11 protein-coding genes are annotated in these 16,416 nt (G+C 69.6%); 4 read left to right on the top strand and 7 right to left on the bottom strand.

Annotation, left to right across the window (positions count from 1 at the left end):
• Positions 1–35: 35 nt before the first annotated feature.
• Together C8N38_RS16680 and pbpC are read left to right on the top strand one after the other, a co-directional pair.
• A complete protein-coding gene (locus C8N38_RS16680; protein WP_108028281.1) occupies positions 36–5,492 on the top strand; it encodes an alpha-2-macroglobulin family protein in 5,457 nt (1,818 codons plus the stop codon).
• Positions 5,489–7,522: a penicillin-binding protein 1C gene (gene pbpC / locus C8N38_RS16675; protein WP_108028280.1), complete on the top strand. Its 2,034-nt coding sequence runs from the start codon at positions 5,489–5,491 to the stop codon at positions 7,520–7,522. The genes C8N38_RS16680 and pbpC overlap by 4 nt, the downstream gene beginning before the upstream one ends.
• 97 nt (positions 7,523–7,619) lie before the next feature.
• On the opposite strand, the gene bktB is transcribed toward pbpC, so the two are convergent.
• Positions 7,620–8,795, bottom strand: a complete 1,176-nt coding sequence (gene bktB / locus C8N38_RS16670) for a beta-ketothiolase BktB (RefSeq protein WP_108028279.1) — start codon at positions 8,793–8,795, stop codon at positions 7,620–7,622.
• Positions 8,796–9,123: 328 nt separating this feature from the next.
• Between bktB and C8N38_RS16665 the strand changes: the two genes are divergently transcribed.
• Both C8N38_RS16665 and C8N38_RS16660 read left to right on the top strand, forming a co-directional pair.
• A complete protein-coding gene (locus C8N38_RS16665; protein WP_108028278.1) occupies positions 9,124–10,674 on the top strand; it encodes an FAD-dependent monooxygenase in 1,551 nt (516 codons plus the stop codon).
• Positions 10,671–10,859, top strand: a complete 189-nt coding sequence (locus C8N38_RS16660; RefSeq protein WP_075783875.1) for a DUF2783 domain-containing protein — start codon at positions 10,671–10,673, stop codon at positions 10,857–10,859. The genes C8N38_RS16665 and C8N38_RS16660 overlap by 4 nt, the downstream gene beginning before the upstream one ends.
• Positions 10,860–10,938: 79 nt before the next feature.
• On the opposite strand, the gene dxs is transcribed toward C8N38_RS16660, so the two are convergent.
• From dxs to pufB, 6 genes are all read right to left on the bottom strand, one after another.
• Positions 10,939–12,861 carry a 1-deoxy-D-xylulose-5-phosphate synthase gene (dxs, locus tag C8N38_RS16655; RefSeq protein ID WP_108028277.1) on the bottom strand — a complete coding sequence of 641 codons (1,923 nt, stop codon included), beginning with the start codon at positions 12,859–12,861 and terminating at the stop codon, positions 10,939–10,941.
• A gap of 183 nt (positions 12,862–13,044) precedes the next feature.
• A complete protein-coding gene (pufC, locus tag C8N38_RS16650; protein ID WP_108028276.1) occupies positions 13,045–14,112 on the bottom strand; it encodes a photosynthetic reaction center cytochrome PufC in 1,068 nt (355 codons plus the stop codon).
• Positions 14,113–14,114: 2 nt separating this feature from the next.
• A complete protein-coding gene (pufM, locus tag C8N38_RS16645) occupies positions 14,115–15,083 on the bottom strand; it encodes a photosynthetic reaction center subunit M (protein ID WP_108028275.1) in 969 nt (322 codons plus the stop codon).
• Positions 15,084–15,085: 2 nt separating this feature from the next.
• Positions 15,086–15,940, bottom strand: a complete 855-nt coding sequence (gene pufL / locus C8N38_RS16640; protein ID WP_075783879.1) for a photosynthetic reaction center subunit L — start codon at positions 15,938–15,940, stop codon at positions 15,086–15,088.
• A 145-nt stretch (positions 15,941–16,085) separates the two neighbouring features.
• Complete coding sequence (gene pufA, locus C8N38_RS16635; RefSeq protein ID WP_042458393.1) at positions 16,086–16,250, bottom strand: light-harvesting antenna LH1, alpha subunit; 165 nt, start codon at positions 16,248–16,250, stop codon at positions 16,086–16,088.
• Positions 16,251–16,266: 16 nt separating this feature from the next.
• Positions 16,267–16,413, bottom strand: coding sequence for a light-harvesting antenna LH1, beta subunit (gene pufB, locus C8N38_RS16630; RefSeq protein WP_042458389.1), 147 nt, complete (start codon positions 16,411–16,413; stop codon positions 16,267–16,269).
• Between the last annotated feature and the right edge of the window lie 3 nt (positions 16,414–16,416).

The raw sequence follows: 16,416 nt of genomic DNA, 5'->3' as shown, positions 1-16,416 counted from the left end.
CATCCCGGCAATTTCAGCCTGACGAGGAGGCCTTGATGGCCCGTTCAGCCGCCCTTCTGGCCCTTGCCCTCACCGCCCTTGCAACCCTCACGACCGGCGCGGCCGCCCAGTCCGAGGGCAGCCCGCTGCCCGACCGCCGCGCCGTGCTGTGGCGCGACATGGACTTTCCGGGCGGCGATCTTCGGACCCTTCTCGACACCAGCTTGCCGGGCTGCCTGCGCGCCTGCCTGAGCGATGCACGCTGCGCCGCCTTCACCTTCAACGCCCGTTCCAGCGCCTGTTTCCCGAAGTCCCGGGCCGAGGCGCCTACGCCCTATTCCGGGGCCGTCTCGGCCCGGATCGTGACGACCGACCCGGCGGTTCTCGCCGCCGCCCCGGCCCGCGCGGCCGAGCTGGACTTCCTGCGCGCCAGCGATCTGGCCGAGGCCCGCGCGCAGGCCGAGAAGCTGCCGCAGGACCATCCGGTCGATGGCGCCACATTGGAGGAACTGCGCCGCGCGGCGACCTCTGCCCGCGCCGCGAACCGCCCGACCGAAGCGCGCCGCCTGCTGGGCGCCGCGGTCGCGCTGAGCGACGAGCCCGCCGCCTGGACCGACTATGCCGCCGCCTCGGCCGCGCTGTCGCCCGAGGACAGCGGCGCCCGGCGCCGGGCGCAGGGCGACGCCCTGTCGGCGGCGGTCAACGCCTATCTGCGCGGCGGCGCCCCGGCCGTGCGGGCCCGCGCGCTCGAGGTGATGGCTGGCGCGCTCGAGGATCTCGGCCGCGGCCGCGACATGATCCCGGCGCTGCGCCTGGCGCAGGATCTCGCCCCCCGGGACGAGCTGTCCGCGCGGCTGGACGAGGCCATCGGCAAGTATGGCTTCCGGATCACCGGGACCGTGGTCGAAAGCGATGCCGCCCGACCCCGGATCTGCGCCGAATTCTCCGAGGATCTCGTCAAGGCCCGGACCGATTACGCCCCCTTCGTGCAATTGCCCGACCCGGGCCTGGCCGTCACCGCCGAGGACCGGCGGCTGTGCGTCGAGGGGCTGGTCCATGGCGAAACCTACCGGCTGACCTTCCGCACCGGTCTGCCCGCCGCAAGCGGCGAGACGCTGTCGAAACCCGTGACGCTGACCCAGTATGTGCGCGACCGCAGCCCCTCGGTCCGGTTTCCGGGCCGCGCCTATGTGCTGCCGAAGGCGGGCGGCACCGCGCTGCCCGTCGTCACCGTCAATTCCGACCGGCTCGATTTGACGCTCTACCGGATGTCCGACCGGAACCTGCTGCGGTCGGTGCAGAACGGCTATTTCGGCGAGCCGCTGTCGCCCTGGGAGGAAGAGACCGTCTCGACCGATCTGGCCGAAAAGGTCTGGTCGGGCCAGGCCGAGGTAGGGCGCGATCTCAACCGCGACGTGACCACGCGGCTGCCGCTCGACGAGGCGCTGGCAGGCCAGCCCGCCGGGATCTATGCGCTGAAGGCCGCGATCCCCGGCGAGGACCCCTATGACGTGCCTGCCGCAACCCAGTGGTTCGTGCTGTCCGATCTGGGGCTTGCCAGCATGAGCGGCACCGACGGGCTGCATGTCTTCGTGCGCGCGCTTGGCAGTGCCGAGCCCAAGGCCGGGGTCAAGGTCTCGCTGCTGTCCCGCGCCAACGAGGTGCTGGGCAGTGCCACCACCGACGAACAAGGCTATGCGCGGTTCGAACCGGGCCTCACGCGCGGGCGCGCGGGCGCCGCGCCTGCCATGCTGACCGCCGAAGACGGGACCGCCGACATCGCCTTCCTGTCGCTGACCGATCCAGAATTCGACCTGTCGGACCGGGGTGTCGAGGGCCGCGAGCCCGCGCCGCCCATCGACGTCTTCCTGACCACCGATCGTGGCGCCTACCGCACCGGCGAGACCGTGCATGCGACCGCGCTGACGCGCGACGACCGGGCCGAGGCCATCGCCGATCTGCCGCTGACCGCGATCCTGTCGCGCCCCGACGGGCTGGAACATGCCCGCCAGCTGTCGCAGGGCGGCATCGCGGGGGGCCATGTCTTCGATCTGGACATCGCCGGAACCGCACCGCGCGGCACCTGGACGCTCGATCTCTATGCCGACCCCGAGGCGCCTGCGCTGGCCTCGTCCAAGATCCTGGTCGAGGACTTCCTGCCCGAACGGATCGACTTCGATCTGGGCCTGCCCGAGGCAGCCATCGACCCCGCCGCCCCGCCGCTGCTGTCGGTCGAGGCGCGCTATCTCTTCGGAGCACCCGGCGCCGATCTGCCTATCGAGGGCGAGGTGCGCCTGGCCGCCGTCTCGGGTCTGCCTGCCTATCCGGGCGTTGTCTTCGGCCGCTACGATGCCTCGGTCGCGCCCGCGATGGCAGCAATCGAAGGCGCGGGCCGCACCGATGCGGCCGGACAGGCCCGGATCGGGCTGTCGCTGCCCACCCTCAGGACCGAGGGCAAGCCGGTCGAGGCCCGGATCACCCTGCGCCTGTCCGAAGGCTCGGGGCGCCCGGTCGAACGCAGCCTCACCCGCCCTGTCGTGCCGTCCGGCCCGCTGGTCGGGATCAAGCCGCGCTTTGACGGCGACCTGCGCGAAGGCGCCGAGGCCGGGTTCGACCTGATCGCGCTCGGGGCCGACGGCCAGCCCGAGGACACGGTGCTGCACTGGGCGCTGAACCGGGTCGAGACCCGCTATCAGTGGTACCGCGTCGATGGCGACTGGCGGTGGGAGCCGATCACCACCCGCGAGCGCATCTCCGAAGGCGAGACCCGGCCCGAGGATGGCCGCGCCTCTATCGCGGTGCCGGTGCGCTGGGGGCGCTACGAGCTGGTGGCCGAACGCGGCGAGGGCGCCTGGGCCGAGGCCGCGCTGGCCTTCGATGCCGGCTGGTACGCGCCCGCCGATGCCAGCACCACGCCCGACATGCTGGAACTGTCCCTGGACAAGCCCGCCTATCGCCCCGGCGAGACCGCGACGCTGAGGATCGTGCCGCGCGAGGCGGGCAAGGGGCTGGTGACGGTGATGTCGAACCGGCTGATCGACATGGTGCCGGTCGAGCTGACCGAGGGCGAGAACGTCGTCCGGCTGCCCGTGACCGACGACTGGGGTGCGGGCGCCTATGTCGCCGCGACCCTGATCCGGCCGATGGACCTGCCTGCGGGCCATAACCCGACCCGGGCGCTGGGTCTGGCCCATGCCGCGGTCGACCCCGGCCCGCACCGTCTGGCCGCCGCCTTCGAGGTCCCGGCCGAGGCCGAGCCGCGCCAGCCGCTCGACATCGCGCTGAAGGTCGAGGGCATCGCGCCGGGCGAAACCGCATATGCCACTATCGCCGCCGTCGATCTGGGCATCCTGAATGTCACGGGCTTTGCCAGCCCCGACCCGGACAATCACTATTTCGGGCAGCGAAAGCTCGGGATGGGACTGCGCGACGTCTACGGGCGGCTCATCGACGGGCTGAACGGCGCCATGGGCACGGTGCGCTCGGGCGGCGACGGCACGGCCGGGATGCGGCGGCAGGCGCCGCCCCCGACCGAGGAACTGGTCGCGCTGTTCTCGGGGCCGGTGACGGTGGGCGCGGACGGGATCGCCCGTGCCCGGCTCGACATCCCGGCCTTCAACGGCACGCTCCGGCTGATGGCGGTCGCCTGGTCGCCGACCGGGGTCGGTCAGGCCGAGGCCGATATCCTGATCCGCGATCCGGTGGTGGTGACGGCAAGCCTGCCGCGCTTCCTCGCGCCCGGTGACGAAAGCCGCCTGCTGCTGGAACTTGTCCATGCCGAAGGCCCTGCCGGGCGGATGCCGCTGAGTGTCACGGCCGAGGGCGTGACACTCGATCCGGCCGCGATCCCCGAGGCGGTCGAGCTGGCCGAGGGCGGCAAGACCGCGCTGTCGATCCCGATCAATGCGGGCATGCCGGGGGTTCACCATGTCGAGGTCGCCCTGACCACGCCCGATGGCAAGGTGCTGAGCCGGACCCTGACGCTGCCGGTCGAGGTCACCGACCCAGAGGTCGTGCGGACCTCGCGCTTTACCCTCGCCGACGGGCAAAGCTTCACCGCCGATGACGCCTTGTTCGCCGACATGCTGCCCGGGACCGGGCGCGCGACGCTGGCGCTTGGCCCGATCGCGCGGCTCGATGCGGCGGGGCTGCTGGCCAGCCTCGACCGCTATCCCTATGGCTGCACCGAGCAGGTGACGTCGAAGGCGCTGCCGCTGCTGTACCTCGACCAGGTGGCCGAGGCGCTGGGGCTTGTCACCCGCGACCGGCTGGCCGAGCGGCTGGATCAGGCGGTGACCGAGGTGCTGGCCAACCAGTCGCCCTCGGGCGGGTTCGGGCTCTGGGCCCCGGGCGAGGGCGATTTCTGGCTCGACGCCTATGTCACCGATTTCCTCTCGCGCGCCCGCGCGCAGGGCGTGACGGTGCCCGACCGGGCTTTCGGAATGGCGCTCGACAACCTGCAGAACCGGGTCAATTACGCGCCCGATTTCGACGATGGCGGCGAGGATATCGCCTATGCGCTGATGGTGCTGGCGCGCGAGGGCAAGGCCGCGATGGCCGATCTGCGCTACTATGCCGACACCAGGGCCGAGGCCTTCGCGACGCCGCTGGCCGCCGGACAGCTTGGCGCGGCGCTGGCCGCCTATGGCGACCCGACGCGGGCCGATCTGATGTTCGCCCGCGCCGCCCGGATGATGGCCGGGCGGATTGGCCGGGACGAGCCCCCGATCTGGCGCACCGATTACGGCACCGACCTGCGCGACGCGGCGGGGCTTCTGACGCTGGCCCTCGCCGCCGGCAGCACCGCCGTCGACCGCGACGCGCTGACCGGCTATCTGGCGGCGACCGACCGGCCGCTATCGACCCAGGAGGCCAGCTGGATGCTGCTGGCCACCCACGAGTTGATCGACCGCCCCGGGGCAGAGGGCTTCACCCTGAACGGCGCGCCCCTGACCGGACCGCTGGTGCGGCTTCTGGCCCCCGGCGATGGCCCGGCGGTGCTGGGCAATGCAAGCGGCCGCGCCGAGACGCTGACCGTCACCAGCTTCGGCGTGCCCGAGGTGCCGGACCCCGCGGGCGGCAATGGCTATGCCATCTCGCGACAGCACTACACGCTGGAAGGCGATCCGGTCACGCTTGACGCCGTGCCGCAGGGCACCCGGATCGTGACGGTTCTGGAGGTGACGCCCTTCTCGGCCGATCAGGCCCGGCTGATGGTCTCGGACCCGATCCCGGCGGGCTTCGAGATCGACAACCCGAACCTGCTTCGGGCGGGCGACATCCGAGCGCTCGACTGGCTTGGCACCACCGCCGAGGTGCAACACAGCGAGGCAAGGCAGGACCGGTTTCTTGCCGCCATCGACTGGGGGTCGGCCGATCCGTTCCGGCTGGCCTATATCCTGCGCGCCACCGCGCCCGGAACCTATCGCGCCCCTGCGGCCAGCGTCGAGGACATGTACCGCCCCGACCGCCGCGCCTGGACCGATGCGGGTCGCGCCAGCGTCACGCCATGAGGGCGCTTCTGCCCGCGCTGGCGGCGGTGCTGTTTCTGGGCGCCGCCGCACGCGATGCGGTCGACGCCTGGATCGACGCGACCGTGCTGCCACCGCTGGCCGCCGAAACCTCGGTCGAGGTTCTGGACCGGCACGGCACGCTGCTGCGCGCCTATACCGTCGAGGACGGGCGCTGGCGGCTTGCGGCCAGTCCCGACCGGGTCGACCCGTTCTATCTCAGGATGCTCGTCGCCTATGAGGACCGCCGGTTCCGGTCCCATCCGGGCATCGATGCGCTGGCACTGGCGCGCGCGGCGGGCCAGGCGCTGGCGCAGGGCCGGATCGTCTCGGGAGGCTCGACGCTGTCGATGCAAACCGCGCGGCTTCTGGAAGACAGCGGCACCGGACGCTGGGCAGGCAAGTTCCGCCAGATGCGGGTGGCGCTGGCGCTGGAACGGCGGATCGGCAAGGACGGCATCCTCGCGCTTTACCTCGCCCGCGCCCCCTTCGGCGGCAATCTCGAAGGCATCGCGGCCGGAAGCCTCGCCTGGTTCGGCAAGCCGCCCGCACGGCTGAGCCCGGCAGAGGCGGCGCTGCTGGTGGCGCTGCCGCAATCGCCCGAAACCCGCCGCCCCGACCGCGCGGCTGACGCCGCCCGGGCCGCCCGCGACCGGGTGCTGGCGCGCATGGCAGAGGCGGGCGTTCTGGACCCCGAAACCGCCGCCCACGCCGCCCTTGTCCCCGTGCCCACGACCCGCCGCCCTTTTCCCGAGCTTGCGCCCCATCTGGCCGACCGCGCCCGCGCCGCCGAGCCAGGGACGCGCCTCCACCGCCTGACCCTCGATGCGGGCCTGCAGGCGCGGCTGGAAACGCTTGTCCGGGGCAGCGTCCGCCCGATGGGCGACCGGCTCTCGGCCGCGCTGATCGTGGCCGACCACCGGACCGGCGAGATCCTGGCCGAGATCGGCAGCCCCGATTACACCGACATCGCCCGGGACGGCTTCGTCGACATGGCGGTGGCGACGCGCTCGCCAGGCTCGACGCTGAAACCGCTGATCTACGGCCTCGCCTTCGCCGAGGGGCTCGCCCATCCCGAAACCCTGATCGAGGATCGCCCGACCGCCTTCGGACCCTACCGCCCGTCGAATTTCGATGGCCGCTACCGTGGCACCCTGCCGGTCCGCGCCGCCCTTCAGGCCTCGCTCAACATCCCCGCCGTGGCCCTGACCGAGGCACTCGGCCCGGCCCGGCTGCTGGCCCGGCTGAACCGCGCGGGCGCCGCGCCGCGCCTGCCCGACGGCCCGCCCGGGCTCGCCATCGCGCTGGGCGGGCTCGGCCTGACGCTCGAGGACCTGGCCCGGCTCTATGCCGCCCTCGCCGAGGGCGGGCGCCCGGTGCCGCTTTACTGGCGCATCGGCGCTGCGCCCGCCGCCGACGGCCCGCCGGTTGTGACCCCCGAGGCCGCCTGGCAGGTCGCCGACATCCTGCGCGGCGTACCCGCGCCCGCCAGCGCGCCGCAAGGCCGGATCGCCTTCAAGACCGGCACCTCCTACGGCCATCGCGACGCCTGGGCGGTGGGCTTCGACGGGCGCCATGTGGTGGCGGTCTGGATCGGCCGCCCCGACGGCACCCCGGTACCGGGCGCCTTCGGGGCCGACCGCGCGGCACCGCTGCTGTTCGACGCCTTTGCCCGACTCGGGCCGCCCGAGGCGCTGCCCCCGCCCCCGCCCGGCACGCTGATCGCGGCCAACAGTGCCCTGCCCGCGCCGCTCCGCCACTTCGCCCGGCCGGGCGAGAGCCCCGGCACCGACCCGCTTCGCCTGGCCTTCCCGCCCGACGGCGCCGATCTGGCGCTCGACGGGGCGCCCCTTGCGGTCAAGATCGAGGGCGGCACGCCGCCCTTCACCCTGCTGGCCGATGGCCGCCCCCTCGCCACCGGCCTCCGGCACCGGACCGCCGCCCTGCCTGCGCCGGGGCCGGGCTTTGTGACGCTCTCGGCCGTCGACGCCGCCGGGCACGCCGCCCGCGCCCGCCTGCACCTGACCGACTGACACCCCCTGTTTTCTTCTTGGCAAAAATACCCGAACCGGCGCGCCCGGCAGGGGCGCGCCCCAGTGAAGGACTGGCCCCGAAGGGGCCTCCGCCGGATCAGATCCGTTCCAGCGCCAGCGCGATCCCCTGACCGCCGCCGATGCACATGGTCACCAGTGCGCGCCGCGCCCCGGTCCGCTCCAGCTCGTAGATCGCCTTGACCGTCAGGATCGCGCCGGTCGCCCCGACCGGATGGCCCAGCGCGATGGCCCCGCCATTGGGGTTCACCTTCGCCGGGTCGAGCCCCAGCATCCTGCTGACCGCCAGTGCCTGCGCGGCAAATGCCTCGTTGCTTTCGACCACGTCGAACGCGTCCGGCACCAGACCGGTCCGCGCACACAGCGCCTCGACTGCGGGCACCGGCCCGATCCCCATCACCTCGGGCGCCACCCCGGCATGGGCATAGCCGACGACCCGGGCCAGCGGCACCAGATCGGCCGCCTCGGCCGCCGCCTCGCGCGCCAGAACCAGCGCCGCGGCCCCGTCATTGAGGCCGCTCGCATTGCCCGCCGTCACGCTGCCGTCCTTGCGGAAGGCGGGCCGGAGCGCCGCCAGCGCCTCGGGGCTCGTGGCCTTGGGGTGCTCGTCGACCTTGAAGGCGACGGTCTCGCGGCGCCTCTGGACCTCGACCGGCACGATCTGGGCGTCGAACCGCCCCTCGGCGATGGCCCAGGCCGCACGCTCCTGGCTCTGCATCGCGAAGGCGTCCTGATCGGCCCGCGACACGCCATGGGCCTCGGCCACATTCTCGGCGGTCACGCCCATGTGGCCGGTTCCGAACGGGCAGGTCAGCGCCCCAAGCATCATGTCGGCTGCGGGCGTGTCGCCCATCTTCCGGCCCCAGCGTGCATCCGGCAGGATATGGGGCGCGCGGCTCATGCTTTCGGCCCCGCCCGCCAGCCCGAAATCGGCCTCGTTCAGCATCAGCGCCTGCACCACCGACACGATGGCCTGCGCCCCCGACCCGCACAGCCGGTTGACGTTCATCGCGGGCACCGTGTCGGGCACGCCCGCTTCCAGCGCCGCGACCCGGCTGAGATACATGTCGCGCGGCTCGGTATTGATGACATGCCCGAAGGCCACATGCCCGACCCGGTCGGCCGGAAGCTTCGCGCGCGTCAGCGCGGCTTTCGCCACCGTCGCGCCCAGCGCAATCGGCGGCACGCCCGCCAGGCTGCCCCCGAAGGTGCCGATCGCGGTCCGCGCGGCCCCCAGGATCACAATTCCGGTCATTGTCGGCCTCCTCCCCTCATCCACCGGTGCGGCGGGCTCTCTGCCCTGCGGCGCCCCGGCCCCGGTGCCAGCCTGACCGCGGCGGGGCTGTAAATCTAGTGTGAAAAAACCGGTTGCAGTGACCAGTCGAGTAGCAGAGGTTAACGCCCGAACAGCGGATAAGAACAAGAACCGGTGTGGGAGACTGCGATGAGGAGAGGGGCCGTCCGCGGCGACCTGAGGGTCGCGCCGGAATCGTTGCCTTCTTTCGCCTCCCGATCCGGCAAATCCGCCGACGCGTCGGCATCCCGGGCCTGTCCCTGCCCGGGCCGCCGGTGGAGGATGCGTGATGCCCTATGACTACAAGCCGCTTCCCTATTCCGCGCCGCCCGGGCTGAGCGGACCCGAACCGCGCCACCGCGTCGTGGTGGTCGGCGCGGGGCCGGTCGGGCTGGCGATGGCGCTGGATCTCGCGCGGCTCGGCATCGCCTCGGTGGTGCTTGAGGACAAATCCTCGGTCATGGTCGGCTCGCGCGCCATCGTCTGGTCCGAGCGCAGCCTGCAGCTTTTCGCGCGGCTCGGGATCGTCGATCAGGTGATGGCCCGCGCCGTACCCTGGAGCATCGGTCGAATCAGCCACGGCGACGACGAGATCTTCAGCTTCGACATGGCCGGGACGACCACCGGCCGCTTCCCGCCCTTCGCCAATCTGCAGCAATACCATATCGAGGACATCCTGATCGCGCGCGCGCTGGCCGAGCCGCTGATCGACCTGCGCTTCCGCAACCGGCTGACCGGCGTCGATCAGGACGGAACCGGGGTCGAGCTGTCGGTCAAGACGCCCGACGGCCCCTACAAGCTTTCGGCCGATTATCTGCTGGCCTGCGACGGCGCCCGGTCGCTGACTCGCGCGCTGATGGATCTGGATTTCGAGGGCGAGTTCTACGAGGAACGCTTTCTGGTCGCCGATATCGAGATGGAGGCCGATTTCCCGGCCGAGCGCTGGTTCTGGTTCGACCCCTCGTTCCATTCCGGCCAGTCGGCGATGCTGATGCCCCAGGCCGACAATGTCTACCGCATCGACCTGCAGCTGGGGCGCCTGGCCAATGCCGGGGAAGAGGCGCGGCCGGAACGGGTGATCCCGCGCATCCAGGCGGTGGTGGGCCCCGATTTCGATCTGGAATGGGTGTCGATCTACACCTTCCAAAGCCGCAGGCTGGCCGAGTTCGTGCATGGCCGCGTGATCTTTCTGGGCGATGCCGCGCATCTGGTACCGCCCTTCTCGGCCCGGGGCGCCAATGGCGGGCTGCGGGATGTCGAGAACCTGGGGTGGAAGCTGGCCGCCGTGCTGGAAGGCCGGGCCGACGAGCGGCTGCTGGACAGCTACAACCGCGAACGGGTCCAGGCCGCCGACGAGAACCTGCGCGATTCCGCCCGGGCCGCGAGCTTCATCTCGCCCGCCCCGGGGGTCGAGCGGCTGTTTCGCGACCAGGTACTGACGCTGGCCCGCGAGACCGCTTTTGCCCGCGAATGGGTCAATGCCGGACGCCTGGCCGTACCCTGCATCTATGCGACCGGTGCGCCCGACGACCCGCGTCTGCCGGACGAGGCCCGGCCCGGCGCCGCGGCGCCCGAGGCGCGGATCGGCAATGGCTGGCTGCTGGACCAGATCGGCCCCGGGCCGACGCTGCTGGCGATCAACTGCACGGCCCCTGACGGGCTGCAAATTCCGACGCTGTCGGTGCGGGCCGATCCCGCGCTTCGGGCCCGCTATCTGGGCGATGCCGAGCGGGCGCTGTATCTGATCCGGCCCGATCTGGTGGTGGCCGCGCGCTGGGTGACGGCCGAGCCCCGGGCGGTTTCGGCCGCCATCCGGGCGATGTGGGAGGGACGGGAATGAAACTGATCACCGACCCGAACCTGCCCGACCATGACGGGTTCTTCGCCGAGCTTCTGGCCGCCCATAGGGGCCTGTCCGACGCCGAAAGCCAGGCGCTGAATGCGCGGCTGATCCTGATTCTCGCCAATCATGTCGGCGACCGCGAAACCCTGACCGAAGCGCTGGACCTCGCCCGGGGCCGCTGAGGGCCGGAACAGGGCTCCCGAGAGAGGAAGGGCCCCGCCCGGTTTCCCGGACGAGGCCCCTTCGCGGAGAGATAATGGTTCAGGCGCTGGCCTGGCCGAACTGGCCGGGCGCGACACCCAGGGCTTGCAGCGCGGTCGCGGCGATGTCCTGCGCGGTCAGCTGCGCCTCGGCATACATCTCGGCCGGGCTGCCCTGTTCGATGAAGGCATCGGGCAGCGTCATGGTCCGGATCGCCAGCCCGCGATCCAGCCGCCCGGTCCGGGCCAGCCAGTGCAGGACGAGCGCGCCGAAGCCGCCCTCGGCGCCATGCTCGACGGTGATCAGCGCCTCGTGCTCTTTCGCCAGCCGGGCGATCAGATCGGTATCGAGGGGCTTGGCAAACCGCGCATCGGCCACGGTGACGGAAACGCCCCGCGCCTCCAGCGCATCGGCCGCCGTCAGGCAGTCGACCAGTGGCGCCCCGAAGGACAGAAGCGCGACCTTGCTGCCTTCGCGCACCACACGTCCCTTGCCGATCTCGAGGATCTGCCCGCGCTCGGGCATCTCGACGCCCATGCCTTCGCCGCGCGGATAGCGGAACGAGATCGGGCCCTCGTCATAGGCCGCGGCGGTCGCGACCATGTGGCGAAGCTCGGCCTCGTCGCCCGCGCCCATCACCACCATGCCCGGCAGGTTCGACAGGAAGGCCACGTCGAAGGCGCCCGCATGGGTCGAGCCGTCGGCGCCCACCAGCCCCGCGCGGTCGACGCAGAACCGGACCGGCAGCTTCTGCAGCACCACGTCATGGACGATCTGGTCATAGCCGCGCTGCAGGAAGGTCGAATAGATCGCGACGAAGGGCTTCAGCCCCGAAGCCGCCATGCCGCCCGCGAAGGTCACCGCGTGCTGTTCGGCAATGCCCACATCGAAGACCCGCTTCGGGAAGCGGTCCTGCAGGATGTCGAGCCCGGTGCCCGAGGGCATCGCGGCGGTGACGCCGACGATCTTGGCGTCGCGCGCGGCTTCGTCGGTCAGGGTCTGGCCGAAGACCTTGGTGTAGGAGGGCGCGTTGCTGGAGCTTTTCTTCTGCGCGCCCGAGGCCACGTCGAATTTCGCCACGCCATGGCCGCGGTCGGCCGAGCTTTCGGCCGGCTTGTAGCCCTTGCCCTTGACCGTGCAGACATGGATCAGCACAGGCCCCGAGGCCCGCGCCCGGGCGGCGCGCAGCACGGTCAGCAACTGGCCCATGTCATGGCCGTCGATCGGGCCGATATAGTCGAAGCCCAGCTCTTCGAAGAGCGTGCCGCCCCCCGGGAAGCCGGTGACCAGCTGGCGGGCGCGGCGGGCGCCCTCGCGGATCGGGCCGGGCAGGGCGGCCTCGAAATCCTCGGCCATGTCCTTGAGCTTGCCCAGCGGCGTCTCGTGATAGAGCCCAGAGAGATATTTCGACATCGCGCCCACGGGCGGGGCGATGGACATCTCGTTGTCGTTCAGGATCACGAACAGGCGGCGCTTTTCATGGCCCGCGTTGTTCAGCGCCTCATAGGCCATGCCCGCGCTGATCGAGCCGTCGCCGATCACCGCGATGGCGTCGCCCGTCGGCTGGCCCATGTCGCGGCCGACGGCAAAGCCGAGCGCCGCCGAGATCGAGGTCGAGGAATGGCCCGCGCCGAAGGCATCGTATTCGCTTTCCGTGCGCTTGCAGAACCCGGCCAGCCCGCCGCCCTGACGCAGCGTGTGCATGCGGTCGCGGCGCCCGGTCAGGATCTTGTGCGGATAGCACTGGTGGCTGACGTCCCAGACCAGCTTGTCGAAAGGCGTGTTGAAGACCGCATGAAGCGCGACCGTCAGTTCGACGACCCCCAGCGACGAGCCCAGATGCCCGCCGGTCTGGGCGACCACCGAGATCACCTCTTCGCGGAGGTCCCGCGCCAGCAGCGTCAGATCGGTCTGGCTCATGCCCTTGAGGTCGGCCGGACCGGCGACACGGTCCAGGATCGGGGTCGGAGGCTTGACTGTCATGGGTCGTCTCCCGCGCGTTTCCAGTTTGAAAAAAAGCGCCGTGTGGTCTGTTCCCCACACGGCGCCAGTGTCCTGTGTCTGACAGGAAGGGAACCGGGGTGTGGAGGCCCCGAATACCGGGCCCCGCCAGGGACCCGATGAGGGGAAGGGGCGGCTCTCGCGCGCCGCCCCTTCGAAGTCAGATCATTCCGCCGGAGCGGCCAGCTCGGGCCATTCGGCGACCATGTTCTTGCCGTTCAGCGGGCTGATGACGCCCATGTGGCAGGTCATGCAGTCGATCTTGGCCGATTCATGCCCCAGGATCTCCGAGCGGGGCTCGTAATAGGTCTGGTTCATGTCGATCGACATTTGCTGCGCCAGAGTCGTCACCGACCATTGCGGCGTCACCTGGGTCGGGTCGTAGAAGGCCCGGGTGTTGTGGCAGTACACGCAGCCGACGTTCAGCGCGTTGGCCTGATGGTTCATCAGGCTGTAAGTGCGCTCGGCATTCTGCCAGGTCGGGTCGCCCGGTTGCTGGTCGACGCGGCTTTCGGTGTCGGTGACCTTGATGGTCTCGCCGTCAAGCAGCAGTTTTTCCAGCGCATCCACCGGCAGCGAGGTGAACTGGCTGTCGGTATACTTGCGACCCACCATCAGGCGGTTCTGCACACCGGACCAGCTTTCCATGGCGCTGTTGACATTGCCGGACTTCATCCACGAGCCGGGAGGGGTCGGCTGACCCCGGTGGCAGGTGTAGCAGTTCACGCCCTTGCCTTCGGAGGCAAGGTTGTGCGTGTCCCAAGAGTCGTTGAGGTACTGGGTCGCCTCGATGCAGTTCTTGGTGATCGCCAGCGTGGTCTGATCGACCTCGCCATTGTCGTAAAGCACCACATCCATGCCGACCCAGGCGCTCATCGCCTTGGTGAGCTGGTCGAAGTTGGCCTGGTCCATGTCGCCGAAGGCGATGACGCTGTCGCCGTAGGCCTCGGCCGCGGTCGGGGTGCCTTCCGGCGCCTCGACCCGGTCGAAGACCTGGTATTCGGCCTCGTAGACATCGAACTGCGGGTTGTCCTTGACGAACTTGGACACCGCCATGCCGATGCCGCGGGGGCCGGTCTGCTGGTCGATGGTGGCATTCGGGTTGCCGAAGGCTACGATGATCGCAGCCACGGCCACGGCACCGCCCACAGTCCCCACGAGGATCGCCGGACCCATCAGGTCGGTCGGGTTCTCCTCACTCCATTTGAAGAACCATTTCGGGAACTTAAGCATGATCAGCCTCCTTGCCCGACATAGGCGTCAATGCCGTAGGGCTGGGTGTACTCCGTGACGAAGTTGTGCTCCTGGGCCCAGATGAACCAGTTGTCGACGACAGTGCCCGTGAGCAGGATGCCGATCCCGCCGGTCAGCGGGGTCAGAACGGCGAACCACCACGCCCAGCGGTGAATGCCTTCCATGGTGGCGTTGAAGCCCATGGTCCAGCGCCAGAACAGGGCGGCACGCTCGGACGCGGTCCCGCGGTCGTAGATCTGCTCCAGCTCGCGGTCGCCGCCGAAGCGGGTCACGGCGAGGATGGTGCCGCCATGCATCGCGAAGAGCAGGGCCGAACCGTAGAGGAACGCGATCGAGAGCGCGTGGAACGGGTTGTAGTAGAGGTTGCCGTACCGGATCGAGAAGGCGGTGGTCCAGTCGAGGTGCGGGAAGATGCCGTAGGGCACCATTTCCGACCAGGAGCCCATCAGCAGCGGGCGGAAGAAGCCCAGCACCATGAACAGCCAGATCGCCGACAGGAACGCCCAGGCAATGTGCTTGCCCATCTTGTGCTCGACGGCGAGCATGTAGGTCCGTGCCCACCAGGCCCAGACCGAGATCAGCAGGAAGAAGCTGGCGACCATGTACCAGCCGCCTTCCTTCAGCGGCGGAATGCGCAGGCCGTATTCCGGCGAGGGCGGCTCAAGCGCCAGCCAGAAGCCCTGACGCAGGAACTGCACCAGCGACCAGTCGACCTGGGCCAGCATGTTGAGCCCGATGATGAGGAACGCGAAGGCGCCCGCGATCACCGAGATCACACCGGTATAGCCCAGATAGATCGGGCCGAGCTGCGCATTGCCGAGCCAACCGAGGATGGAGAAGTGGCCGATACCGGCGGCACGCTCTTCCATCATGTTGTTCTCGTTGTCCATGCCCCAGTCGCCGGGACCCTGGACCTGCACCTGGGTGAAAATGTTCTGATATTCAGCCATGGTTACATGCTCCCCTGGACAGCCGGAATGGCTTCGGGCCAGATCGGCAGGTTGCTCCACCAGGTCCACCATTCGGGCCAGCCCTCGGTCCAGAGCGGACCGGAGATGATGATGCAGACCGCCGAGAAGAAGACCGCGTTGATGGCCAGAAGCCAGCCGGCGCGGTGGATCCCGAGCGTCCCGATCGAATAGCCGATGAGGTCACGGAAGAAGCTGTCTTCGTGATCCGGCGTTTTCGCCTCTTCACCCTTTTCGGGGTTGCAGGCCGACAGGATCAGACCACCATGCAGCGCGAGCGCCAGACAGGTGGCGAAGAACAGCGACACGCCCAGCATGTGGAACGGGTTATAGTGGAAGTGCAGGTAGTGGTAGCCGGTGTTCGACACCCAGTCGAGATGGGTGAAGATGCCATAGGGGAACGCATGCCCCCAGGCGCCCATCAACATCGGGCGGAACACTTGCAGCGTCACATAGGCGAAGATCGCCACGCTGAAGGCGATCGGAATGTGGTAGCCGATGCCGAGCTTGCGGCAGATCTCCACTTCGCGAAGAGCCCAGCTCACGAACGCGCCGATAGCGCAGAGCGTGATGAATTGCCAAAGCCCGCCCTCGGCGAGCGGCGCGATGCTGAGCCCGTAGCTGAGATCCGGCGGCGCGATGTGGATCTTCAGCGGGTTGAATGTCCCCTGAAGCGCGGCGCCCCAGAAGATCATGGCGGTTCCGAGGGTGGCGAAGAAGATCGTCGTCACTCCGAAGAAGCCCACAAAGAAAGGCCCCACCCAAAAGTCGAACAGATCGCCACCGATGAGCGTCCCTCCACGGACGCGATACTTTCTCTCAAAACTGAGCAGTGCCATCGTCTGTCTCCGCAAATGGCGGCCGTGTCCGTCCGGGCCTCAGCCGTCCTTGTTCTTGAGATTGCCGCGGGCGGGAGATCGGGGCTCCCGCCCGCAGCGTTTGGTGTCACTTCCGACTGCTCACATCCGGAAGCCACGAGGACGCTTACGCGCCGGCGGCTTTCTCGGCGGCGATGGTCAGCCAGTTGAAGTAGTCCGTGCTGAGCAGGACGAGGTGAATCATCACAGCCAGCAGGAACAGGAAGACGCCCTGCGCAACGAGCACGCGACGGGGGTCGAAGATCATCCAGATCTTGTAGAATTTAGCCATTTCTCAGGTCCTCTTCTCAGAGCCACGGGCGCCAGATGTACACTGCCAGGTGAGCCAGAACGGCGACGGCCGAGAACAGCCAAAGCCCGCTCATGTAGACAGCGTGAATTTCTTGCGCCTGCTCGTCGGTCAGACCGGTGAACGACACGTCAGATTCAGCCATTAA

The sequence above is a fragment of the Rhodovulum kholense genome (assembly GCF_003053725.1).
Lineage (GTDB): Bacteria > Pseudomonadota > Alphaproteobacteria > Rhodobacterales > Rhodobacteraceae > Rhodovulum > Rhodovulum kholense.
This window is presented reverse-complemented; position numbering and strand designations above follow the sequence as displayed.